A 21,200-nucleotide genomic window follows, 5' to 3' on the forward strand; every position below is an offset into this window, starting at 1 on the left:
GTCAGGACATGTTGCCGAAATGCTTCAGGAACTGGACCCGCTCGTAGGCTGCAGGGTTTTCGACGGCGTCCATCCTCATCCGGCCGGCAAAGTCCGAAAGCCGTTCGAACCCGTGGCGGTCCATGTACTCCTCGAGCACTCCGAGCATGATGCGGATCTCCTCGAACCCTTTCTGGTAAAGAACGGAGGCGACCTCGACGGCACTTGCGCCGGCAAGCAGCTGCTTGATGAGCGCTTCTCCGTCGTGCACGCCGGTCGAGGCGGCAAGGTCGCATCCGACCCGTCCGGAGAGCATGGCGATCCAGCGCAGGGAGTGATGGAGTTCGGAGGGCGTGCTGAAGACCGGTCCCGGCTTCAGCGAGAAGGTCTCGATATCGATGTCGGGCGAGAAGAACCGGTTGAAGAGCACCAGGCCGCCGATGCCCGAGCGCGAGAGCCTCCCGACGCTCTCCGTCATGGAGGAGAAGTAGCTGCTGATCTTGGCCGAGACCGGGATGTGCACCGCCTTCGTCACCCGCTCGAGCACGTCGTAGTAGACCTGCTCGTTCTCCCTCGCGCTGCGCGAGGAGTCGGAGGGGGGGACGAAGATGTTGACCTCCAGCCCTGCGGCTCCCGCACCCTCCATTTCACGGGCGAACGACACCCACTCGCCGGCCGAGACGCAGTTGATGCTGGCGATCACCGGCACGGGTACCGAGCGGCTGCACTCGTCGAGGAGGGCGAGGTAGCCGTTGAGGGCATCGGCGCGCGAGTACTCCCGGATATAGTCCTCCGCCTGGCCGTACCAGAAACGCTGCTCGTTCTCTTCGACGCTTTCGGCGCTGTCAAGGAGGATCTGCTCCTCGAAGAGCGACTTGAGCACCACGGCGCCGGCGCCGCAGCGTGCCGCCTCGACGACGTTCTCCACCGTGCCGGTAAGGGTTGAACTGGCCGCGATCACGGGGCTGCGCAGTTCGAGCCCCATCCATGTCGTTGAAATGTCTGCCATACGATTCGATTGTTCAAAGGGTTTGCGCCTTGCCGCCGCAGGGGGGAGCATTGCGAAGGGTCAAGGTGCAGAACGCCCGGAAACGGCCGATAATTCCCCGAGCCCCGCCGCCTCCATAAGCCGCCGGCCGAGATCAGCGTTGGAGCAGGTACCGCCGAACCGCTCCGCCCCGGCACCGACGGCGAAGACCGGAACGGGCACGGCCGTATGCACCCTGCTCGCCCAGCCGATGCCCGCCCTGCGGTTGAGGATGGCGCAGGCTGCGCCGGAGAAGGTGTCGCGGTCTGAACCGGGCTCCATCGAGGAGACGAAAGCCGCCTCCAGCAGGTCGCGCTCCGCCGCACTGAGCGCAAGGAGGGAGTCGCGGGGGGAACCGAGGCCGAAGAAGGTGCGGAGGCTGTCGAGAGCCATCGGGAAGGTGACCTCCCGGCCCTGCCGCCATCCGCAGACCTTTCCGGCGAAGCTCTCGCACGAAAGGCGCTGGTTCAGGAGCAGGCGGGGACGGCTCACGTAGCCGCCCTCCCCGTTGCCGATCGAGAGCCCCCCGCACTCGTGGTCGGCCGTCACGACGATGAGCGTGTTCGCGGGATGCCGGCGCCAAAAGTCGAGCGCCACCCTGACGGCCCGGTCGAAGGCCAGAACGTCATGGGCGGCGGCTGCGGCATCGTTGGCATGACAGGCCCAGTCGATCTTTCCGCCCTCCACCATCATGAAGAAGCCTTTCGGATTCATGAGCAGACGGATTCCTTCGCGGGTATAGTCGGCAAGCTCCATCTCCCCTGGGTCGGCGTCCATGGCGAACGCGAGCGCCGCCGTCGAATCGTAACGGCCGTACGCCCATGCGGGTGTGCCCGGCCGCACGGAGCCGAGCTCGCCCGCACTCCGGGCAATGCGGTACCCCGCGGCCTGCATGAGCGAATCGATATCGCCCCGGTCCCGTTCTGCACGGGCCCGCCGTCGAGGAAGGTTCCCCTCGGCATACCCGCCCCCGAAATAGTCGACGCCGCTCGAGGCCATCTGCAGGGCGATCTCGTAGTAGCGGTGGCGGGAAGGGCTGTGGGCATAGAAGCAGGCGGGAGTGGCGTTGTCGATGCCGACGCTCGAAACGATGCCGGTGCGCATGCCGGCCGATCCGGCAAGTTCGACGATGGTGCGGAGGGTGTCGGGGCCGGCCATGGAAATGCTCCCGACCGTGGTCCTGCAACCGGTGGCGAGCGCCGTTCCCGCAGCCGCCGAATCGGTGATGTAGCGGTCGAGGGCCGAAGTCGCGGCAAGTCCGGCGACCGGAAGGGAGGCCATGGCGAGCGAATCGCCGGAGTCGAGCAGCGCCCGGCCCAGTTCGAGCTGAGCAAGCCCCATGCCGTCGCCGATGAAGAGGAAAATGTAGCGGGCAGTCGGCCGTTCGAGGGACTGCACAGCCGCGGAGCGGGCTGAACAACCCTGCAGGAGGAGTGCGGGAAGGAGGGCAAGGAAAAGCGCCCTTTTACCTGTTGCTGCAAGACTGGGCATGGCGGAGGCACGGTTGTCGGTTAAGGAGAACATAGCATGCCGGCCCGGAAGAACATGCTACGGCCGCGTTAATTCCCGTTGGGAACGCCCGGCCCCAACCTACCGCCGCCTCCGCTCCGCGACATAACCGGTGACAGCCTCGACGGCGGTCCGGCGCTCGCAGTCGCAGAAGACCTGGTGGCCGGAATGCTCGAGCCAGAGCAGGGAGCGGTCCCGTTCCGGAGTACCGAGGGATCCGAGGAGCACCTCGACGCTCTCGGGCAGCACCGTGCTCTCGTGGCGGTTGTGGATGATGAAGACCGGGCAGCGGACGGATGGAAGGAGGCGGACGGTCTTGCGGACGAGGCTGAAAAAGGAGAGGACCGCGTCGGTGGGCACCCAGTCGTAATGCCCCCGGCAGACCGCCCCCTCGGGGTCGGCGAACACGGACTTCAGCCCCCAGCGCTTGACGAAAAAGCTTACCGGCAGGGCCACGTAATGCAGCGGACGGCCCGGCGCGAGCAGCGAGACGAGCCGGATGGCCGCGGCGACCAGAACCAGTGAGTCGACCTTTCCGGGATGACGTACGGCAAGATGGAGGGCAAGCAGCGCCCCCATGCTGTGGCCGACGACGATGATGCGCTCGGCCTCTGCGGAAAGCTCCCGGAACGCTGCCTCAACGTCACGGAGCCACGCCTGCCACTTCATCCCCGCAAGCGCCGCGGGAGAGGAGGCGCCGTGACCGGCCAGGGTCGGCATGGATACGGGGATGCCGAGGCGCAGGAGCGGCTCTTCAAGCAGCTCGACGCTCTCCCTCGTCGCGGTGAAGCCGTGGATGACCAGCACCCCGAAAGGGCTGCGGCCCGAATCTCCGGCACTCATCTTGTCGGCTCCATCGGCTTGCTGCTGGCTGAATGAAAAATGACTGCGGCTGCATCCGTCATCCGAAAGGGTTCCGGCATATGCCTTTAGGGTAATATAATGGGGTACATGGAAATTTCCCCTATATTGCACCAACAGATGTAACTGACTTCTGCAACCCCCCGGAACAGGCCCACCATCAACCCCCGGGCCGCCGGCAACGCACCAGAACGAGATGACGCCGAAAGCACCGCTAGCCGCATGCCTCGTCCTCACCCTGGCCCTCAGTTCCTGCTCGTCGACAAGAAGGTCGTTCGAGAGGGAAGAGGTGCATCGGATATCCCCCGAAGAGGCCTACCGGCTCGGAAAACTCAAGAACACCCCCTACGTCATCGACGGCAGGATCTATGTTCCGATGAGCTATGAACAGGCCGCGGCCTATGAGGAGGTGGGAAGGGCGTCGTGGTACGGCCGTGAAACCCTCGCGAAGAACAACCATCAGCCGACCGCGTACGGCGAACCGTTCGACCCGTCCGAGCCCAGCGCGGCACACAAGTACCTGCCGCTGCCCTCGAGGGTCAGGGTGACCAACCTCGAGAACAGCCGCTCCATCGTGGTCCGGGTCAACGACCGGGGACCGTTCGTCGACGACCGGGTGATCGACCTCAGCGCCGCGGCGGCAAAGGAGCTGGGATTCTACCAGCAGGGAACGGCGAAGGTGAAGGTCGAGGTGCTGAACCGCTGAAGGGCGGGCCGGAAGGCCCGCCCCTCCTGCTTTCGGGCGGAACTCACCCCTTGATGACGGCGGCGTCTTCCATGAACTTCTTCAGGCCGGCGTCGGTCAGCGGATGGTTTGCCAGCTGGCGGATGACCCCGTAGGGGATGGTGGCGATGTCGGCGCCGATGAGGGCCGACTCGACGACATGCTGCGGATGGCGGACACTGGCGACGATCACCTCGGTCATGAGCCCGTAGTTGTCGTAGATCTCGACGATCTGGCCGACGAGGGCCATGCCCTCCGTGCTGATGTCGTCGAGGCGTCCGACGAACGGGCTGACGTAACTGGCTCCCGCCTTGGCCGCCAGGATCGCCTGGTTCGGCGAGAAGACGAGGGTGGCGTTGGTGCGGATGCCCTTTTCAGAGAGGTGGCGGATCGCCTTCAGGCCGTCGATCGTCAGCGGGCACTTGACCACGACGTTCTTGTGGATGGCGGCCAGTTCCTCTCCCTCACGCATCATCTCTTCCGCATCAAGCGTCGTCACCTCGGCGCTGACGGGCCCGTCGACCAGCTGGCAGATGCGTTCGATATGCGCCAGGAAATCCCGGCGGGTGAACGAAGCCGGATCCTCGACGATCTTTGCGATGAGCGAGGGGTTGGTGGTCACGCCGTCAAGCACGCCGAGCGACTCGGCCAGGCGGATCTCCTCGAGGTTCGCCGTATCGATGAAAAATTTCATGGGGTCTCCTTATGCCGTCGCCGGCTCGGTTTCAAGCATTGCATTGAAGTTCCTGGCCTTCCGTCCCTCCCAGCTGCGCTTGTGGTAGGCGTAACCGGCGATGAGCGGCATGGCGACGGTAGCTTCGGCGAAGACCATCTGCTCGAAGACGGTGTCGACCTTGCCCCAGGAGCTGGCCTCCTTGAGGGTGGAGCCGGAAAGGGCGCCGTCACGCTCGTCGGCGACCGTGATCTGCACGGCGTAGGTGTGCATGGAGACATCCTCGTAGCCGAGCACCTCGGCCGCCACGACGATGTCCTGGGTGAAGTTCTTCGGCACGCCGCCGCCGATCATGAAGATGCCGGTGCGGTCGTTCTCGATCTTGATGCGGGTGAGTTCGCGGAAATCCTTCACCGAGTCGATCGAGACATGGCTTTCCGGGTTGCGCCACTGGTGCTCGACCAGGCCGAAGCCGGCCGAACAGTCGGAGAATGCCGGGCAGAAGATCGGCACGCCCTTCTCGTAGGCCTTGTAGACGATGGAGTTGCGGTCGTGTCCGTTCTTCTCGATGTAGCGGGCCATCTCGACGATGAACTCGCGCGAGGAGTAGGCGCCGGGCTTCATGGAGTCGGCGATCCTGGCGGTGGTCTCGTCGCAGATGCGCAGGTCGTCCTCGTCGATGTAGGTGTCGTAGATACGGTCGACGTGCATGTCGCGAAGGATCGCGTCGTCGATGAAAGGGGTGCCCTTGTAGTGCTTGAAACCGAGAGCCTCGAAGAAGTCCTGGTCGACGATGTTGGCGCCGGTCGAGACGATGGCGTCGACCATGTTGTTCTCGAGCATGTCGATGATGACCTGCTTCAGTCCGGCGCTGATGAGCGAACCGGCGAGGGTGAGGATGACGGCGCACTCGTGATCCTTCTCCATGCGGTCGACGATGGAGGCCGCACGGGCGAGGTTGCGGGCCTGGAAGGCCGTATCGGCCATCTGGTCTATGAGCGGGACGACGTTCGTCTCCTTGATGTCGATGTGCTTGACGACTGCGGAAAGCAGTTCCTTCTTGGTGATAGCCGATGCCATGGCGGACTCCGTTGCGTGTTTGCTTGATGGAAAGACCAGTAAATAAAAAAAGGAGAGCAAGCTGACTATATCACACACCAGAATTGCCGGATGCTGCTTCCTTCCGGACCTGACATGGTTGGGCAACCAGGTGTTGTATAGGACTTACTCTCCAAATAGTAGCTGTTTTCGACGCGCTCTTCTGTAAAGATCATGCAACAAAAGAAAATCGAAACAAGTTGCACAATATAGTGCAACGCCCTCAAAAAACAAACATAGCCCTTTTATCTTAATCCGAACTGTTATAACTTCTTTGAATTTCGCCACCAAGCCTGCAAAGGCACACTCTCGCCCGACGCGGCAACATTCATTTTATGGGAACACAGAGGATACTCAGCGGGATGCGGCCGACCGGAAAGCTGCACCTCGGCCATTACACCGGAGCACTTGAAAACTGGATCGAGCAGCAGAACCTCACGGCCCAGGACGGCACGAGGGTCTATGAAACCTGCTTCCTCATCGCCGACTACCACAACCTGACCACCTCGCTCGAGACCGGCGACATCTACCAACACACCATCGACATGCTCACCGACTGGCTCGCCGCGGGCGTCGACCCTGAAAAGAGCCCGGTCTTCCGCCAGTCGCAGGTCAAGGAGCACACCGAGCTCTTCCTCATCTTCGCGATGCTCATCACCTCGGCGCGCCTCGAGCGGAACCCGACCCTCAAGGAGCAGGTGCGCGACCTGAACATGGAATCGCTCACCTACGGCCACCTCGGCTACCCGGTCCTCCAGGCCGCCGACATCCTGCTCTACAAGGGAAGCGTCGTGCCGGTCGGCGAGGACCAGATCCCGCACGTCGAGATCACCCGCGAGATCGCCCGAAAGTTCAACAACCACTACCCACACCCGACGAAGGGGGAGGTGTTCGTGGAGCCGGAACCCAAGATCACGAAGTTCTCGCGCCTCGTCGGGCTCGACGGCAAGGCGAAGATGTCCAAGTCGCTCGGCAACACCATCCTCCTCTCCGACGGCCCCGATGAGGTGCAGAAGAAGATGCGCCAGGCCGTCACCGATACCCAGAAGATGCGGAAGAACGATCCCGGGCGGCCGGAAGTCTGCGCCGTCTTCAGCTATCACCAGCGATTCAGCAGCCCCGCACAGCTCTCGACCATCGAAGCGGACTGCCGCTCGGGCGCGCTCGGCTGCGTCGACTGCAAGCGGATGTGCTCGGAAGCCATCTCGCGGGAGCTCGCCCCTCTTCTCGAGCGCAGGAAGCCCTACGAGGAAAACCCCGCCCTTGTCCGCTCCATCCTGCTCGAGGGCGAGGAGAAGGCGAGAGTCATCGCAAGGGAGACCATGCAGGAGGTCCGCAGCGCAATGCAGCTGGGGGAACTATGATGGACGAACAGGGTTTCGCATTCATTTTCGACATGGACGGCGTGCTCACCGACAACATGAGCATGCACGCCGAATCCTGGGTGGAGGTCTTCCGCGACCGCGGCCTAGAGGGGCTCGATGCCCGGCGCTACATGGTGGAGGCGGCCGGAATGCATGGCCACGACGTCCTCCGCCACTTCCTCGACCCCGACATCACCGCCGGGGAGGCCCACCAGCTCTCCGAGATGAAGGACTTCCTCTACCGCGTCATGTCGCGAGAGCTGATCCGGCCGATGGCGGGGCTCCTGGAGTTCCTCGACGCCGCCCGAAGCCTCGGCATCAAGCTCGCCGTCGGCACCGGTGCCGTCCAGAGGAACATCGACTTCGTCCTCGGCATCCTCGGCCTCGAGGACGCCTTCGGGGCCATCGTCTGCGCTGATGACGTCCCCCGCGGCAAACCCGCCCCGGACATCTTCCTCCGCGCATCGGAACTCGTCGGCGTTCCCCCCTCCTCCTGCATCGTCTTCGAAGACGCCATTCCGGGCCTCGAGGCGGCAAGGAGCGCCGGCATGCCGGCCGTCGGCGTCACAACGACGAACAGCGCCGGGGAGCTCTCGGTCTTCGAGAACGTGGTCCGGGTCATCGACGACTTCAGGAACATGGACCCTGACGCACTCCGCAAGCTCGCCCTCGGGCGCCATCTCTCGAACCCAGCGTAACACCCTAGCAATGCAAGCATTCCTCACCGGAGAGATCCAGAAGGCCCTGCGCTCGGCCGCCATCACCACCGGCCAGTCGATCATCATCGAAAAACCCGCCGCGGCGAAGTTCGGCGACTACGCGACCAACATCGCATTTTTTGCCGCCAAGGAGCAGAAGCAGAACCCCAGGAAGCTGGCCGAAGAGCTGGTTGGGCACTTCAGCTTCCCAGAAGGCACCGTCGCAAAAATCGAGGTTGCCGGTCCCGGCTTCATCAACTTCTTCATGGAGCCGGCCTTCGTCATGGAGTCGGCCGAACGGGTGCTCCGCCAGCGCGGGGAGTACGGCAAGGGTACCGAGGGCGAGGGAAAGAGCGCCATCGTCGAATACGTGAGCGCCAACCCGACCGGGCCGCTCACCATCGGCCGCGGCCGCGGCGGCGTACTCGGCGACTGCCTGGCCAACCTCGCCGAGGCGCAGGGCTACCGGGTGGACCGCGAGTACTACTTCAACGATGCGGGACGCCAGATGCAGATCCTCGGCGAATCGGTCCGCTACCGCTACCAGGAGATATGCGGCAGAACCGTGGACTTCCCCGACACGCACTACCAGGGGGACTACATCGGCGAGATCGCCCGTAAGATCCATAGCGAGCACGGGGACGGGCTCCTCGACACCGAGGGGATCGAGCCCTTCCGCAGCGAAGCTGAATCCGTCATATTCTCTTCCATCCAGAAGACGCTCGGACGGCTCGGCATCAACCACGACTCGTTCTTCAACGAACATACGCTGTACACGGCCAACGAAGGCGAAGCATCTGCCAACCAGCAGGTGATCGACCGCCTGCGTGAAAAAGGGTTCATCGGAGAGTATGAAGGGGCGACCTGGTTCCTCACGACGAAACTCGGCCAGGAGAAGGACAAGGTGCTCATCAAGTCAAGCGGCGAGCCGAGCTACCGCCTCCCGGACATCGCCTACCACCTGACCAAGTACGACCGCGGGTTCGACATGATCGTCAACGTCTTCGGCGCCGACCACATCGACGAGTACCCCGACGTCCTCGAAGCGCTGAAGATCCTCGGCCACGACACCTCGAAGGTCCGCATCGCCATCAACCAGTTCGTCACGACGACCCAGAACGGCGAAACCGTGAAGATGTCGACCCGGAAAGGCAACGCAGACCTGCTCGACGACCTCATCGACGACGTCGGGGCAGATGCCACCCGCCTCTTCTTCATCATGCGAAGCAAGGACTCGCACCTGAACTTCGACGTCGAACTGGCGAAGAAGCAGTCGAAAGACAACCCCGTCTTCTACCTGCAGTACGCCCACGCGCGCATCTGCAGCCTCCTGCGCCTTGCATGGAGCGAAATAGGCTTCGATGCCGAAGCGCCGGCCGGGGAGGGCATCCTGCGCCGCCTGACGGCCCCCGAGGAGCTGCAGCTCGCGTTCGGCCTGCTGGATTTCGGGGAGGTCTCGCGCTCGGCCTTCAGAATGCTCGAGCCGCAGAAAATGGTTGACTACATGCACTCGATCGCCGAGCTCTTCCACCGCTTCTACCAGGAGTGTCCGATTCTCAAGGCGGAACCGGAAATCGCCGAAGCCCGGCTGTTCCTCTCGGTCGCAGTGCGCCAGGTCCTCCAGAACGGATTCCGCATCCTCGGGATCTCCGCCCCGGAATCGATGTAGTATGGAAACCGGGGGCGGAGGCTACGCTTCCGCCTCACGGTAGAGCCGGTGCGAAAGAATGTACTGCAGTACCTGCTCCGGAACCAGCCCCCGAACCGACTCCCCCCGTATGATACGCTCCCTGACCATGGTCGACGAGACCGGTGAGGCGAACTCGATACGGCGCACCCTTCCGTCCTCTCCGCCGCACGCATTGCCTTCACTGCTCCCGCGCCGGAACACGACGACCTCGGCAAGCCTGAAGATCTCCCGGGAGTCCTTCCACCGATGGAAATCGGCGTAGCTGTCCTCGCCGACAACGAGCGAGATGCTGGCATCGGGGTGGAGCGAGCGGAAGTGCCGGAGCAGGTCGACGGTGTAGGACGGTCGAGGCCGCTGAAGCTCCCAGCCGCTCACTTCCGAGTCGCTGCCGGTACGGTTGATTTCGCTCGAGAGAAGTCCCGCCATGGCGAACCGGTCGCCGTCGGAAGCGCCGCGAAGAGGCTTGAGCGGGTTGTCGGAAACGGATATGAGGAGACGGTCCGCCTGAAGGAGCTCGCGGGCAAAGAGGGCGAGGGCAAGGTGGCCGTTGTGCGGCGGATCGAAGGTCCCGCCGAATACCGCGAGGCGCAAGGGATCCCTCGTCAGGAGTTGCTGAAGCTCCGCATGATCTCGTCACGCAGTCCCTTCATCTGCTCGAGATCTTCGGGATAGCTCTCGAGGTAGGCGTCAAGCGCCCGGCGGGCGTCGAACCACTTGCCTCGCTTGACCAGCACTTCGACAAGGCCGGCCTGGGCCTTCTTCATCCAGGGGGTATCGCCGTAGGTGCGCACCACGCCTTCGAAGTAGATTGCAGCCGCCTTGTACTTCTTCAGTTTCACATACTGCCTGGCGATCGAGAAGGTCGCGGCGGCGAGCTTGTCGTGGAGCACAGGAATGGCTTTGGCTGCATAGGTGACGCTGTCCTGGCGAGCCATGGCCATCCTTGCCGCCTCGTAGCCGCGCCTGTAGGAGGAGTTCTCGGGATCGATCTTGAGGAGTTCCCCGTAGGTATCCAGATCGCGGGCGACTGCATCCCGGTCCTTCCGGCCGTATTCGGACAGGTAATCCGAAAACGCCTCGATGGCCTTGTGGGTATACTCCTGGTCGAGCTCGTAGCCGGGGGAGAGCTGCTCGTAGGACTTGGCCAGCATGTAGCGTGAAGACTCGCGGTACGGGGAGTCCGGCACCTGGCGCAGCAGGCGGTCGTACATGTCGGAGGAGAGCAGGTACTGCTTGGAGGCGTAGTAGCTCTCGGCAAGGAGGTAGAGCACGTCGTCCTCGAGCGGTGTGGCCCGGGAGGCGAAGAGCTGGGACTCGAGCACCGCTGCAGCATCCTCGTAATGTTCCTTCTTGTAGAGGGCAGTCGCCTTGGAATATGCGACATTGACCTGCTCCTCGGCAGTCATCTGCAGCTTGCTCGACGAACATGATGAGAGGCCTGCGGCGCCGGCGGCAAGCAGAATGAGCGCGGAGAAGCGCCTGAGAAAGGAAAGGGAGACGACCTGCTGGATGCTCTTCTGGGCCATAGTAACTCCGTTGTGCAATTGTGGCCGGACAGCCGCCCGGCATCATTGAGAAAGTGTTCGGAAAGCCTCCAGTGAGGTCCGGAGACCGGAGAGGGGCGGCGGCTGCCGAACGGCAGGGCTTGGTGTGGAGCTTAGGGGAGTCGAACCCCTGACCTTCTCATTGCGAACGAGACGCTCTACCAACTGAGCTAAAGCCCCGTGACGGCCCGAAGGCCGACCTTACAAAAAAACGACAGCCTGCACAAGGCAGGCTGTGAAGGCTTCTACCGCCTGCCGCGGCTGTTCGGGGAAAACCCCCGGGCTCAGGCTTCTTCGGCGGAGAGGGTCCGGCGGAGCAGCTGGAGCTGGTGGCGGATGCTGCCGTCGAGGATCGTATCGCCGATCTGGACGGAAACGCCGCCGATAAGTTCGGAGTCAAGCCCCATGCGGGCCCGGACTTTCTTGCCGGTGTAGGCGGCAAGTCCGTTGACGAGATCCTTTGCCTGCTCGCTCGAGAGCTCCTCGGCGCTGGTGACGTCGGCATTGACGATGCCGTTCTTCTCGTCAAGGAGAACCTTGAATTCCGAGGCGATGCCGCCGAGAATGCCGGCACGCTTCTTCCGGGCGATCAGGGAGAGGAACCGCATCATGCGCTCTCCGACCTGGCCCTTGAAGATCTCCTCGAGTATATGTGTCTTGCGGTCGCCGTTGATCAGCGGGCTTGCAAGCACGCGGACCAGGTCGCGGGATCCGGCAAGGGTTTCGCCGATGACGTCCATCTCTGCCGTCACTTCGTCGAGGAAACCTCCCTCGTCGGCGGCAGTAAGGAGAGCGTATGCGTATCGGCGGCTTGCGATTACACTTGACATTTCAGGCCCGTTTTCAGTTACGATTTGTTGAGAGATCCTGGATCATGCTGTCCACGACCTTCTTCTGCGTGTCGGCGTCGAGCGCACCGCGGATGATCTTTTCCGCGCCACGGACGGCCAGGTCTGCAACTTCGTTGCGGAGCTCGGCAAGCGCACGGCGCTTCTCCTGCTCAATTTCATCTTTTGCGGCAGCGATCATCTTCTGCGACTCGCCATGAGCCTTCTCGGTGATCTCGGCACGCACTTTCTCGGCGTACTCCCTGCCTTCGCGGATGGCCTTGTCTGCCTCGGCGTCTGCCTTGGCAAGCAGCTCCCTGTTCTGGCGGAGGATTGCCTCAGCCTCTTCCTTCGCGCCGTGTGCACGGTCGATGGCGGACTGGATGCCTTTCTCGCGCTCTTCAAGCGCACTGATGATCGGACCCCAGGCTATCTTCTTCAGAATGATGAGCACGAGGACAAACGTAATGGTCGTCCAGAAAATCAGACCGGGTTCAGGGCTCAGAAGACTGCCGGCAAGAAGGATGTTTCCCGACGTAAGCATGGACAATGTTACCGTTAACGGTTGATAAAATCCGATTGCGGCCCGGGCGAACCCTGCCGCAATCGGGATGACTCCTGTATCGCTCTCGTAGGCTTAAGGAAAGCTTACTTGAGGGCGAGAAGCACGCAGATAACCTCACCGAACAGCGCAACACCCTCGATAAGAGCAGCTGCGATGATCATGGTGGTACGGATATCGGAAGTTGCCTCAGGCTGACGGGCGGTACCCTCTGCCGCAGAAGCTGCGATGTTGCCGATACCGAGGCCTGCGCCGATGACTGCAAGGCCGGCGCCGAGACCTGCGCCCAGATAACCCAATCCCATTCCTTCCATTGTGTAAATACCTCCGTTTATTTGTTGAGAGTTGTTCGCTAAAGCTGTTGAGCCGTTTTGAACCGGTTAATGAAAAGGCAAAAAATACAACTTATTCCCTAATAATCCAGACATCTTTTCAGTGGTGCGCAGCCTCGGCCTCGCCGCCCTCATGCACCGTGGCAAGCCCGATGAAGAGCGCCGAGAGCATGGTGAAGATGAAGGCCTGCAGGAACGCCACGAAAATCTCGAGCAGGTAGATGAAGATCGAAAAGGGAACCGATACGGCAGCCGCAACGACATAGCTCTTCAGGATGAAGCTGATGAAGATGAGGCTGAGAATGACGATGTGTCCCGCCGTCATGTTGGCGAAGAGTCGGACGGTGAGCGCGAACGGCTTGGTGAAGAGGCCGATGACCTCGATCGGGATCATGATGATCCAGAGCGCCCAGTGGGTACCCGCCGTCAGGTGGGCAAGGTAGCCTTTCAGGCCGTGGGCCTTCAGGGAGGCGATCTGCGTGATGAAGAAGGTGAAGACCGCCAGCGTCAGGGTGACGTTGATGTTGCCCGTCGCAGTCGCTCCGTAGGGGATGAGGCCAAGGAGGTTGCAGAGCAGGATGAACATGAAGACCGTGAGCAGGTAGGGCAGGTGCTTCTCGTAACCGGGGCCGATGTTCGACTTGGCCACGTCGAGGCGGATGAACTCGACGAGCGCCTCAATGGTGTTGGCCATGCCGGAGGGAGCCGTCTTCGGGGTGATCTTTTTGTAGGCCGCGCCGACTGCGGTGAACACAACGAGCAGGATGGCCGAGACGATCCAGAGCATCACGACATGCTTCGTGATGGAGATGTCGTAGCCGGCAAGGGTGAGGCGGGGCAGTTCGACGGTGCCGAACGGCTCAAATGAGAAGCTGTGCGAATTGAGGATATGGTGCATGATGACGTCGCCGGCCTTCTCCTCCTCGTGCTCGATGGCTTCGGAGTGCAGGGCGCCTTCGCCATGGGCGGGCGCCGCATCGGCGTGGGTGTCAGCCTGGGCCTCGACCGCGGCAGCCGCCGGGGCGGCATGCTCTTCGGACGCGACTGCCGGGAGATAGGCATTCAGAAGAAGCGGCACCAGCAGCGCCAGGACCCTGAAAATACTGTTGATCTGAATGGCTTTGACCCGTTTCATGCAGCGTTCTTTTTCTGTTTGTTCTTCCGTTGGTAGCCGAGAATCTCGACAATCACATAAATACAGTAAAAAGCGAAAAACGAGAGTACGAAATCGTTGATGACCGCCAGATCCCTCAGGATGATGAGGGCGACGAGCCCCATCAGGACCAGAAGCCTGACGGCAAGTCCGCCGAACACCACCTTGGTGAACACCTGGGACTCCTTGTCGAACGCGTACTCAAAGAGCAGGTAACCGGCTAGTGCGTTGGTGACGATCATGGCCCAGGCGATAAACACCGAGCGAAGATCCACACTGCCGGGAGCGAGCCCGTAGGCTATCACCCCCCATAAAATGACGGACAAGATACATAACTTTAAAAGAAAATCAAACAGCGGCTTCATCTCTCGGGAGCTTGGTTGTGATTAACGGGGGCGGCGGTCCCTGCGGTTCGCCTCACGGAGCACCTTCCACAGCACGAGCCCCATACCGGCCATGCCGAGCAGGACTCCGAGCAGGAGGAAGAGGGGCAGGGTACCCAGCTGCTGGTCGACCCAGTAGCCGAGCAGCACGAACAGGGCGAAACTCACGGCGATCTGCAATCCGATGCCGAGGTAGTCTGAAAGGGCGCGCACGGAACGGCCGAAATAGTCCGGGAATCGTTCGTCGTCCTGCTTCTGCATCAGCCGCCCTCCCTGCGCTTGGCCCTCGGCCGTTCGGTGGCACTCACCTAAACTGTTAAGATAACACTCTCGAGGCAAATCATGAAGCGGCGAAAATTGCTATTTTCCCCCAGACGTCTCCGCCGGAGCGTCCGGCGAGCGGAAAAGCCGCCCTCATCAACGAAAATCACGCGCGATGCAAGAGGAGAAGGCCGGTTTCATCACCCCCCGGACATTTCCCGAGGACGGGCAGGTCCTCGCACTGCAGAGCACACGCCGCGGCGGAGTGAGCCCCGAGCCGTGGCGATCGCTCAACCTCGGAAACAACACCGGGGACGAGCCGGAGCGGGTACGCCGGAACATGCGGCTGCTGTCAGCTGCCGCCGGCTTCGACCCCTTGCGCACCGTCGGCTCCGTGCAGGTCCACGGCACCGAGGTGCTCCATGCCCGCCAACCCGGCCGCCACGAGGGGTACGACGCGTTCATTACCGACACCCCGGACCTCTGGCTCTGCATCTTCACGGCGGACTGCCTGCCGGTGCTTTTCTACGACCCTGAGCACCGGGCCGTCGGCGCCGCCCACGCAGGATGGCAGGGAACGGCCGGAGAGATCGCAGCGAAAACCCTCGACGCGATGCGCCGTGCGTTCGGCACCCGCCCCGGAGCCTGCCGGGCATGGATCGGAACAGGCATCAGCGGAGGCGAATACGAAGTGGGCGAAGAGGTTGCAGGGCGCTTCCCGGAACGCTGCAGCGCTCCGGCATCGGGGGGAAAGCGGCTCCTCGACCTGGCCGCCGCAAACCACCTTCAGCTCGTGCGCATAGGGGTCTGCGAAGAGCACATCGAACGATCGCCCTACTGCTCAAAGCGGGACGACAGACTGTTCTACTCCTACCGGCGCGACAACGGCCAGACGGGAAGGATGGCTTCGGTGATCGGGATCAGGCCTCGCAACCCCCGCTCCTGACGGCGACGAGCATGGTGCCGATCTGCGCCTCGAGCTCGCGGATCCTCTCGAGCTCGGCCGGCGTCAGATCCTCGGCGGACGCGTCGCATCCAGAGAACGAAAGGATCGTCTTGCCGAGCTCGCGCTCGAGCGAGCGGATCTCCTCGATCTGGGACTGGGTCAATGCGGAAAGGGTGGAAAGCATGGCAAACCTCCTGGTCTATACTGGTTGCATCCGCCCCGCCCCGGTGCCCGGGATGCTCCCGGAGGGGGCCCTGTACTCTTTAATAATAACATACCGGGGCAACTCCCCACAGTTGTTTCATAACGGCAGTTAGCCTAAATTGAGGTTTTAGGCTTCCGGCATTTTCCCGACCGCGTCCGTCGCCGTTTCCAACGTTTCCATCAACAATAAGCGCAATCGCCACCATGAACGACATTGAGCTACTGAAACAGAACCACAGGGCCAACGAACTGATCTTCAAGGGACTTGTCGAGTTCGGATGTTTCAAGGCCGCCCTGGAACTCGACCTCTTCTCCCTCCTTGCAGGCGGAGCGAAGGACACTGCAACCCTGGCAACCGAAGCCGGCGCCGTTCCCCCGAGGCTCGGCATGCTTCTCGAGGCGCTCCGCCAGATCGGCGTCACGACGGAAGAGGACGGAAAATGGGACCTGACCCCCATGGCCAAAGCCATGTTCGTCCCCCAGGCCGACCAGCCGAACATGTACATGGTGCCGGTCGCCAAGGCGATGGCGCACCTGGCCGACAGCTTCTACCTGAAAATGGCCGATGCGGTCAAGGGCAAGCTCGACTTCAAGGGCGAGGTTCCCTATCCGCCGGTCACCCGCGAGGACAACTGGTACTTCGAGGAGATCCACCGCAGCAACGCCCACTTCGCCATCAAGCTCCTGCTTGAAGAGGCGCGGCTCGAGGGCACCAAGACCCTCGTCGACGTCGGCGGCGGCATCGGCGACATCTCCGCCGCCCTCCTCAAGAAGTTCCCGCAGCTCGACTCCACCATCCTCAACCTCCCCGGCGCAATCGGCCTCGTCGACGAGAACGCAACGGCGCAGGGCGTCGAGGGACGCCTGCGCGGTGCCGCCGTGGACATCTACAAGGAGGCCTACCCGGCCGCCGATGCCGTCATGTTCTGCCGCATCCTCTACTCGGCCAACGAGCAGCTCACCGAGATGATGTGCAAAAAGGCCTACGATGCTGTTCCGGCCGGCGGCAAGGTCATCATCCTCGACATGATCGTCGACGACCAGGAGAATCCGAACTTCGACTACCTGAGCCACTACATCCTCGGCGCAGGCATGCCGTTCTCGGTGCTCGGCTTCAAGTCGCAGGAGGCCTACCGCCAGATCCTCGAGTCGATCGGATTCAAGGATGTGCGCATGGTCCGCAAGTACGACCACCTGCTCTGCGAAGCGGTCAAGCCGGCCTGAGCCGGCGGCTGAGGCAACAGGAGCAACGCCAAAAGCCTCCTTCCCTGACACAAGAGGGAAGGAGGCTTTCTCATTTCGGGGCGTGCCCTCACCCGTACCGCCACACACCCCGGAGCGGATCCCTGGGCGATGGGCGATCTAGATGCAGGCCGAAGTCTTGCTGTAGGCGCCGTAGACGGCATGCGCCTCCCGGCAGATCTCCTCGCGGAAATCCGGGTGGGCGATGCTTGCGAGCGCCTCGGCCCGCTGGCGGAGGCTCTTGCCGTGCAGGTTGACGATGCCATACTCCGTCACCACGTACTGCACGTGGGCCCGGGTCGTCACGACTCCCGCTCCGGGATGGAGGCGGGGGACGATGCGCGACAGTCCCTTGCGGGTCGTCGAAGGCAGGGCGATGATCGGTTTGCCTCCCTCGGAGAGCGCTGCCCCCCTGATGAAGTCCATCTGGCCGCCGACGCCGGAGAAATGCTTCTGGCCGATGGAGTCGGCGCAGACCTGGCCGCTCATGTCGATCTCGATGGCGCTGTTGATGGCCGTCACCTTCGGGTTCTTGCGGATCTCCCGGGTATCGTTGACATAGTCGGACGGGAACATCTCGACAAGCGGGTTGTCGTCGACGAAGTCGTAGAGGCGCCGGGTGCCGACAAGGAAGCTGGCCACGATGATGTCGGGATGGGTCTTCTTCCGCGAACCGTTGATGACCCCCTTCTCGACCAGGTCGACAACGCCGTCGGAGAACATCTCCGAGTGGATGCCGAGATCGCGGTGGCCGCTGAGGGCGGCAAGTGCGGCGTCCGGGATGGCGCCGATACCCATCTGCAGGGTGGCGCCGTCCTCGACGATGCCGGCAATGTGGCGGCCGATCTGCAGCTCGATCTCGGTCAGCTCGTGCTGGGGGGTCTCCGGCAGCGGGTCGTCGACCTCGACCATCGCATCTATCTTGCCGACATGCAGCATCCCCTCGCCGTGCGTTCGCGGCATGTTCGGGTTGATCTGGGCGATCACCAGCTTTGCGGCGTGGACGGCGGCCAGCGCGGAATCGACCGAAACGCCGAGGGAACAGAAGCCGTGGCGATCGGGGGGCGAGACGTGAACGAGGGCGACATCGAGCGGCAGCACGCCGTTCATGAAGAGCGACGGAACATCGCTGAGGAAGACGGGAATGGCGTCGGCGTCGCCGTGCTGGACGGCTGAGCGGACGTTGCGGCCGACGAAGAGCGAGTTCAGGCGGAAGCTCTCGCGGTATTCGGGACGGACGTAGGCAGCCTCCCCTTCCGTGTGGAGGCTGACGATCTCCACGTCCCTCAGTTCAGGAGCCCTCGACACCATGGCGTCGATGAGCCGCTGCGGGGTCGCCGCAGCGGTATGGAGAAAAACGCGGTCGCCGGACTTGATCCGCGATACCGCCTCCTCGGCGGAAAAGATACGGTGCTTCATCGTACAGAACTGTCTGCCGGAAATGTCCCTGTCAGATCCCCTTGTTTGTTCGGCGAAGATAGGCCGGAAGATCTGACTGACCTTTCTGAATTGTATCTTCATGCGATCCACTGCCTCCTGCCGGGATGCGGCCGAAGCCGCCGCCCGGACTCTCTGCACTGCGGCCGGGCGCATCGTAGGGCCCGGCGATGCGGATGTTCCTCCGGATGTATGCCGGAACACGGAGGTCGTCCTCCTGGCGCTCCGCCGACGATCCCTGCTGGGTTGCGTAGGGGAGATGCTGCACACGGGTCGGGCGCGACTGCGCAGGACGGAGGCCCGACGTTCCGGTCACGGGCTCCTCGCGCTCGCGGGGCTTCGGCTGCTCCTGCTCCATGCGCCTGAAGCCCGTGACGATGACCGTCACCCGCACCTCGCCGCCGACGAGCGGCTCGTCGACGTAGCCGTTGATGATCTTGGCTTCCGCGCCGGCCTGCTCGGCAATGAAGCTCATCGCCTCGGACAGGTCCCGCATGCTCACCTCTCCGGTGACATTGACCAGCACCCCCTTCGAGCCCTTGATCGAGATCCCCTCGAGCAGCGGGCTGCCGAGCGCATCGGAAGCCGCCTTCAGGGCGCAGCGCTCGCCGGCCGCCGCCGCAGATCCCATGACCGCGTCGCCGGCCCCCGACATGACGCTGCGCACGTCGGCGAAATCGACGTTGACGTGGCCGTGGCTCGTGATGATGTCGGCAATACCCTTGGCCGCGCGGTACAGAACGTCGTTGGCCATATTGTAGGCCTCGGTGGCGCTGACCCCCTCCTCGGCGATGCTGAGGATCTTCTCGTTCTCGACGATGATGAGGGTATCGATGTACTTGCGCAGTTCGGCGATGCCGCCGTCGGCGATGCGGGCCTTCACCTCCCCCTCGAACCCGAACGGGCGGGTGACCACGCCGATCGAGAGGATGCCCATGTTGCGGGCGATGGAGGCGATGACCGGAGCGGCGCCGGTTCCGGTGCCCTTGCCCATGCCGGCGGTGATGAAGACCATGTCGGCCCCCTCGAGCTGTGCGGCGATGAGGTCGCGGTCGTCTTCGGCCGCCTGCCGGCCCTGCGCCGGATCGGCCCCAGCTCCGAGCCCGCCGGTGGCCCGCCGGCCGATCTGGACCCTCAGCGGGGCCTTGGAGTTGAGAAGCGCCTGGCGGTCGGTGTTCATCACGATGTACTCGACGCCGCTGATCTTGCGGTCGATCATGTTGTTCACGGCGTTGCCGCCGCAGCCGCCGACGCCGACGATCCTGATCGTGACGCCCTTGCTCTGGTCGCTGTCGAACAGCCCCGGATCGAGTTCAAATGCCATTATACCCTGTCTCCTCCTGTTTCATGTGCCGCCGTCCCCGTCATAGCGCCTCCCAGAACTTCTTGAACCTGTTCTGGATTTTCTGCCAGGCCCCCTCGACCTCCGGCTCCGGCTCCGATTCGGGCTTCTGCGCCTGCGGCGATGCCGGGCCGCCGGCCGGCTTCGCCTCCGTGTCGGAAGCGGAGGCGGGCTCAACCCTCATGGCGTGCTCGAAGGCGTACCCGACAAGACCCGTGACGGTCGCATAGATGGGGCTGTCGACGGCACCGCGGATGCCGCCCGAGACCCCTTCGGGGCAGCCGGTGCGGACGTCGAGGCCGAGGATGCGGGAGGCCAGCGTCTCGGTCCCCTTCAGGAGCGACCCGCCACCGGTGATGATCGCCCCGGCGTTCAGGCTGTCGTACAGGCCAGACTGCTTGAGCGAATCGCGCACCATCTCGAAGATCTCCGTCATGCGGGCCTCGATGATCAGGGTCAGCGAACTCTTCGGGAAGTATTTCCGCGGACGACCCTCGATACCCTCCACCACCAGCTCCTCCTCCTCTCCGCATTCGGAGGCGCAGGCGCAGCCGTGGGCGAGCTTCATCTCCTCGGCAATGCCGTGGAGGGTCTTGACGCCGTAGGCGATGTCGCCGGTGACATCGCTGGCCGCGACCCTGATGACGTCGGAATGATGGATCGCGCCGTCGAGGTAGACGGCGACCTCGGTGGTGCCCCCGCCGATATCGATGACGGCCACGCCGCTCCTGCGCTCGCTCTCGCGCATGACGGCACGACCCGAGGCGAGCGGCTCGAAGGTGATGCTGCCGACCACCAGACCCGCTTTCTCGACGCACTGGCGGATGTTGCGGATCTTCGTCTTCTGGCCGACCACGATGCAGGCGCTTCCCTTCATGGTGGTGCCGGCCATGCCGATGGGATCCGGCAGTCCCTCCTGGTCGTCGACGGTGAAGGACTGCGGGATGACGTGGATGATCTCGTTGTCGATGTCGAGGTAGCGGATGTTCGAACGGGCCTTCTCGAGGAAGCGCCGCACGTCCGACTCGGTGACGACGCCGCTCTGGTTGATGCTGATCTCGGAGGTGCTGGGGATGCAGTGGACGTGGGTTCCGGAGATTCCGACGTTCACGCTGCCGATACGGATCGAGGACTCCCGCTCTGCATCGGCGACGGCGGCGCGGATGGCCTCGACCGTCTTGTTGATGTTGACGACAGTAGCCCGCTGAAGCCCGTCGGAAGCAGCCAGGCCGCGGCCAAGGAGGTTGAGCTTCCCCCTCGCATCCTGCTCTGCGACCACGACGCACACCTTGGTTGTCCCTATGTCGAGACCGACGGCAATATCGCTTTTGGGCATTGTGTCTT

General features: G+C 63.1%; 23 protein-coding genes, 1 tRNA gene and 1 other RNA gene. 6 read left to right on the forward strand and 19 right to left on the reverse strand.

What is annotated here, in order from left to right:
- Window position 1 precedes the first annotated feature (1 nt).
- The 3 genes from E0L29_RS04505 to E0L29_RS04515 form a co-directional block, all read right to left on the reverse strand.
- The gene (locus E0L29_RS04505; RefSeq protein WP_131355323.1) at window positions 2-988 is read right to left on the reverse strand and encodes a dihydroorotate dehydrogenase-like protein; all 987 of its coding nucleotides are present in this window, start codon (window positions 986-988) and stop codon (window positions 2-4) included.
- 60 nt (window positions 989-1,048) lie between these two features.
- A complete protein-coding gene (locus tag E0L29_RS04510) occupies window positions 1,049-2,497 on the reverse strand; it encodes an alkaline phosphatase (protein WP_131355326.1) in 1,449 nt (482 codons plus the stop codon).
- A gap of 99 nt (window positions 2,498-2,596) precedes the next feature.
- Window positions 2,597-3,358, reverse strand: a complete 762-nt coding sequence (locus E0L29_RS04515) for an alpha/beta fold hydrolase (protein WP_131355329.1) — start codon at window positions 3,356-3,358, stop codon at window positions 2,597-2,599.
- A 214-nt stretch (window positions 3,359-3,572) separates the two neighbouring features.
- On the opposite strand from E0L29_RS04515, the gene E0L29_RS04520 reads away from it, so the two are divergent.
- Window positions 3,573-4,082 (forward strand): septal ring lytic transglycosylase RlpA family protein, encoded by a 510-nt coding sequence (locus E0L29_RS04520; protein ID WP_131355332.1) that lies wholly within the window; start codon window positions 3,573-3,575, stop codon window positions 4,080-4,082.
- Window positions 4,083-4,125: 43 nt separating this feature from the next.
- Here the strand turns inward: E0L29_RS04520 and fsa are convergent, their stop codons facing one another.
- The 3 genes from fsa to ffs form a co-directional block, all read right to left on the reverse strand.
- Window positions 4,126-4,794 (reverse strand): fructose-6-phosphate aldolase, encoded by a 669-nt coding sequence (gene fsa, locus E0L29_RS04525; protein WP_131355336.1) that lies wholly within the window; start codon window positions 4,792-4,794, stop codon window positions 4,126-4,128.
- Window positions 4,795-4,803: 9 nt separating this feature from the next.
- The gene (locus tag E0L29_RS04530) at window positions 4,804-5,853 is read right to left on the reverse strand and encodes a deoxyhypusine synthase (protein WP_131355339.1); all 1,050 of its coding nucleotides are present in this window, start codon (window positions 5,851-5,853) and stop codon (window positions 4,804-4,806) included.
- Window positions 5,854-5,904: 51 nt separating this feature from the next.
- Window positions 5,905-6,003, reverse strand: an RNA gene (gene ffs / locus E0L29_RS04535) — signal recognition particle sRNA small type.
- 203 nt (window positions 6,004-6,206) lie between these two features.
- Between ffs and trpS the strand changes: the two genes are divergently transcribed.
- The 3 genes from trpS to argS are packed head-to-tail and all read left to right on the forward strand — an operon-like array spanning window position 6,207 to window position 9,602.
- Window positions 6,207-7,235, forward strand: a complete 1,029-nt coding sequence (gene trpS / locus E0L29_RS04540; protein ID WP_131355342.1) for a tryptophan--tRNA ligase — start codon at window positions 6,207-6,209, stop codon at window positions 7,233-7,235.
- The gene (locus E0L29_RS04545) at window positions 7,232-7,933 is read left to right on the forward strand and encodes a beta-phosphoglucomutase family hydrolase (protein WP_131355345.1); all 702 of its coding nucleotides are present in this window, start codon (window positions 7,232-7,234) and stop codon (window positions 7,931-7,933) included. Before trpS ends, E0L29_RS04545 begins: the two co-directional genes overlap by 4 nt.
- 10 nt (window positions 7,934-7,943) lie before the next feature.
- Window positions 7,944-9,602: an arginine--tRNA ligase gene (gene argS, locus E0L29_RS04550; protein ID WP_131355348.1), complete on the forward strand. Its 1,659-nt coding sequence runs from the start codon at window positions 7,944-7,946 to the stop codon at window positions 9,600-9,602.
- A 21-nt stretch (window positions 9,603-9,623) separates the two neighbouring features.
- Here argS and nadD read toward each other — a convergent pair whose 3' ends face one another.
- From nadD to E0L29_RS04595, 9 genes are all read right to left on the reverse strand, one after another.
- Window positions 9,624-10,214, reverse strand: a complete 591-nt coding sequence (gene nadD / locus E0L29_RS04555) for a nicotinate (nicotinamide) nucleotide adenylyltransferase (RefSeq protein ID WP_131355351.1) — start codon at window positions 10,212-10,214, stop codon at window positions 9,624-9,626.
- 11 nt (window positions 10,215-10,225) lie between these two features.
- Entirely contained in the window at window positions 10,226-11,149 is a 924-nt protein-coding gene (gene bamD / locus E0L29_RS04560; RefSeq protein WP_131355354.1) for an outer membrane protein assembly factor BamD, read from the reverse strand.
- Window positions 11,150-11,274: 125 nt separating this feature from the next.
- Window positions 11,275-11,347: transfer RNA gene (locus tag E0L29_RS04565), tRNA-Ala, on the reverse strand.
- A 104-nt stretch (window positions 11,348-11,451) separates the two neighbouring features.
- Window positions 11,452-11,997 (reverse strand): ATP synthase F1 subunit delta, encoded by a 546-nt coding sequence (gene atpH / locus E0L29_RS04570; protein WP_131355357.1) that lies wholly within the window; start codon window positions 11,995-11,997, stop codon window positions 11,452-11,454.
- A 13-nt stretch (window positions 11,998-12,010) separates the two neighbouring features.
- Window positions 12,011-12,538, reverse strand: coding sequence for a F0F1 ATP synthase subunit B (locus E0L29_RS04575; protein WP_131355360.1), 528 nt, complete (start codon window positions 12,536-12,538; stop codon window positions 12,011-12,013).
- 104 nt (window positions 12,539-12,642) lie between these two features.
- On the reverse strand, window positions 12,643-12,870 hold the full coding sequence (atpE, locus tag E0L29_RS04580; RefSeq protein WP_131355362.1) for an ATP synthase F0 subunit C: 228 nt from the start codon (window positions 12,868-12,870) through the stop codon (window positions 12,643-12,645).
- A 118-nt stretch (window positions 12,871-12,988) separates the two neighbouring features.
- Window positions 12,989-14,023: a F0F1 ATP synthase subunit A gene (locus tag E0L29_RS04585; protein WP_131355365.1), complete on the reverse strand. Its 1,035-nt coding sequence runs from the start codon at window positions 14,021-14,023 to the stop codon at window positions 12,989-12,991.
- Window positions 14,020-14,406 carry a hypothetical protein gene (locus tag E0L29_RS04590; protein ID WP_131355368.1) on the reverse strand — a complete coding sequence of 129 codons (387 nt, stop codon included), beginning with the start codon at window positions 14,404-14,406 and terminating at the stop codon, window positions 14,020-14,022. The genes E0L29_RS04585 and E0L29_RS04590 overlap by 4 nt, the downstream gene beginning before the upstream one ends.
- A 21-nt stretch (window positions 14,407-14,427) precedes the next feature.
- Window positions 14,428-14,685, reverse strand: coding sequence for an AtpZ/AtpI family protein (locus tag E0L29_RS04595; protein WP_131355371.1), 258 nt, complete (start codon window positions 14,683-14,685; stop codon window positions 14,428-14,430).
- Between the two features lie 175 nt (window positions 14,686-14,860).
- On the opposite strand from E0L29_RS04595, the gene pgeF reads away from it, so the two are divergent.
- Window positions 14,861-15,631 carry a peptidoglycan editing factor PgeF gene (pgeF, locus tag E0L29_RS04600; protein ID WP_131355374.1) on the forward strand — a complete coding sequence of 257 codons (771 nt, stop codon included), beginning with the start codon at window positions 14,861-14,863 and terminating at the stop codon, window positions 15,629-15,631.
- On the opposite strand, the gene E0L29_RS04605 is transcribed toward pgeF, so the two are convergent.
- Window positions 15,606-15,815, reverse strand: coding sequence for a hypothetical protein (locus E0L29_RS04605; protein ID WP_131355377.1), 210 nt, complete (start codon window positions 15,813-15,815; stop codon window positions 15,606-15,608). The two genes, pgeF and E0L29_RS04605, sit on opposite strands and share 26 nt — an antisense overlap.
- A 224-nt stretch (window positions 15,816-16,039) precedes the next feature.
- Here E0L29_RS04605 and bchU point away from each other — a divergent pair, with 224 nt between their 5' ends.
- Window positions 16,040-17,059 carry a bacteriochlorophyllide d C-20 methyltransferase BchU gene (gene bchU / locus E0L29_RS04610; RefSeq protein ID WP_131355380.1) on the forward strand — a complete coding sequence of 340 codons (1,020 nt, stop codon included), beginning with the start codon at window positions 16,040-16,042 and terminating at the stop codon, window positions 17,057-17,059.
- A 138-nt stretch (window positions 17,060-17,197) separates the two neighbouring features.
- Here bchU and E0L29_RS04615 read toward each other — a convergent pair whose 3' ends face one another.
- From E0L29_RS04615 to ftsA, 3 genes are read right to left on the reverse strand one after another with little or no spacing between them, the layout of a single operon-like run.
- Window positions 17,198-18,496 (reverse strand): acetyl-CoA hydrolase/transferase C-terminal domain-containing protein, encoded by a 1,299-nt coding sequence (locus tag E0L29_RS04615; RefSeq protein ID WP_131355383.1) that lies wholly within the window; start codon window positions 18,494-18,496, stop codon window positions 17,198-17,200.
- 31 nt (window positions 18,497-18,527) lie between these two features.
- A complete protein-coding gene (ftsZ, locus tag E0L29_RS04620) occupies window positions 18,528-19,838 on the reverse strand; it encodes a cell division protein FtsZ (protein ID WP_131355386.1) in 1,311 nt (436 codons plus the stop codon).
- 40 nt (window positions 19,839-19,878) lie between these two features.
- Window positions 19,879-21,192, reverse strand: a complete 1,314-nt coding sequence (ftsA, locus tag E0L29_RS04625) for a cell division protein FtsA (RefSeq protein WP_165498822.1) — start codon at window positions 21,190-21,192, stop codon at window positions 19,879-19,881.
- Window positions 21,193-21,200: the final 8 nt, after the last annotated feature.

Source organism: Chlorobium sp. N1 (genome assembly GCF_004332115.1).
Lineage (GTDB): Bacteria > Bacteroidota > Chlorobiia > Chlorobiales > Chlorobiaceae > Chlorobium.

Bases quoted from the DNA above. Each gene is read 5' to 3' on its own strand.
- E0L29_RS04505 (WP_131355323.1), bottom strand. From the start codon at position 988: ATGGCAGACATTTCAACGACATGGATGGGGCTCGAACTGCGCAGCCCC.
- E0L29_RS04510 (WP_131355326.1), bottom strand. From the start codon at position 2,497: ATGCCCAGTCTTGCAGCAACAGGTAAAAGGGCGCTTTTCCTTGCCCTC.
- E0L29_RS04515 (WP_131355329.1), bottom strand. From the start codon at position 3,358: ATGAGTGCCGGAGATTCGGGCCGCAGCCCTTTCGGGGTGCTGGTCATC.
- E0L29_RS04520 (WP_131355332.1), top strand. From the start codon at position 3,573: ATGACGCCGAAAGCACCGCTAGCCGCATGCCTCGTCCTCACCCTGGCC.
- fsa (WP_131355336.1), bottom strand. From the start codon at position 4,794: ATGAAATTTTTCATCGATACGGCGAACCTCGAGGAGATCCGCCTGGCC.
- E0L29_RS04530 (WP_131355339.1), bottom strand. From the start codon at position 5,853: ATGGCATCGGCTATCACCAAGAAGGAACTGCTTTCCGCAGTCGTCAAG.
- trpS (WP_131355342.1), top strand. From the start codon at position 6,207: ATGGGAACACAGAGGATACTCAGCGGGATGCGGCCGACCGGAAAGCTG.
- E0L29_RS04545 (WP_131355345.1), top strand. From the start codon at position 7,232: ATGATGGACGAACAGGGTTTCGCATTCATTTTCGACATGGACGGCGTG.
- argS (WP_131355348.1), top strand. From the start codon at position 7,944: ATGCAAGCATTCCTCACCGGAGAGATCCAGAAGGCCCTGCGCTCGGCC.
- bamD (WP_131355354.1), bottom strand. From the start codon at position 11,149: ATGGCCCAGAAGAGCATCCAGCAGGTCGTCTCCCTTTCCTTTCTCAGG.
- atpH (WP_131355357.1), bottom strand. From the start codon at position 11,997: ATGTCAAGTGTAATCGCAAGCCGCCGATACGCATACGCTCTCCTTACT.
- E0L29_RS04575 (WP_131355360.1), bottom strand. From the start codon at position 12,538: ATGCTTACGTCGGGAAACATCCTTCTTGCCGGCAGTCTTCTGAGCCCT.
- atpE (WP_131355362.1), bottom strand. From the start codon at position 12,870: ATGGAAGGAATGGGATTGGGTTATCTGGGCGCAGGTCTCGGCGCCGGC.
- E0L29_RS04585 (WP_131355365.1), bottom strand. From the start codon at position 14,023: ATGAAACGGGTCAAAGCCATTCAGATCAACAGTATTTTCAGGGTCCTG.
- E0L29_RS04590 (WP_131355368.1), bottom strand. From the start codon at position 14,406: ATGAAGCCGCTGTTTGATTTTCTTTTAAAGTTATGTATCTTGTCCGTC.
- E0L29_RS04595 (WP_131355371.1), bottom strand. From the start codon at position 14,685: ATGCAGAAGCAGGACGACGAACGATTCCCGGACTATTTCGGCCGTTCC.
- pgeF (WP_131355374.1), top strand. From the start codon at position 14,861: ATGCAAGAGGAGAAGGCCGGTTTCATCACCCCCCGGACATTTCCCGAG.
- E0L29_RS04605 (WP_131355377.1), bottom strand. From the start codon at position 15,815: ATGCTTTCCACCCTTTCCGCATTGACCCAGTCCCAGATCGAGGAGATC.
- bchU (WP_131355380.1), top strand. From the start codon at position 16,040: ATGAACGACATTGAGCTACTGAAACAGAACCACAGGGCCAACGAACTG.
- E0L29_RS04615 (WP_131355383.1), bottom strand. From the start codon at position 18,496: ATGAAGCACCGTATCTTTTCCGCCGAGGAGGCGGTATCGCGGATCAAG.
- ftsZ (WP_131355386.1), bottom strand. From the start codon at position 19,838: ATGGCATTTGAACTCGATCCGGGGCTGTTCGACAGCGACCAGAGCAAG.
- ftsA (WP_165498822.1), bottom strand. From the start codon at position 21,192: ATGCCCAAAAGCGATATTGCCGTCGGTCTCGACATAGGGACAACCAAG.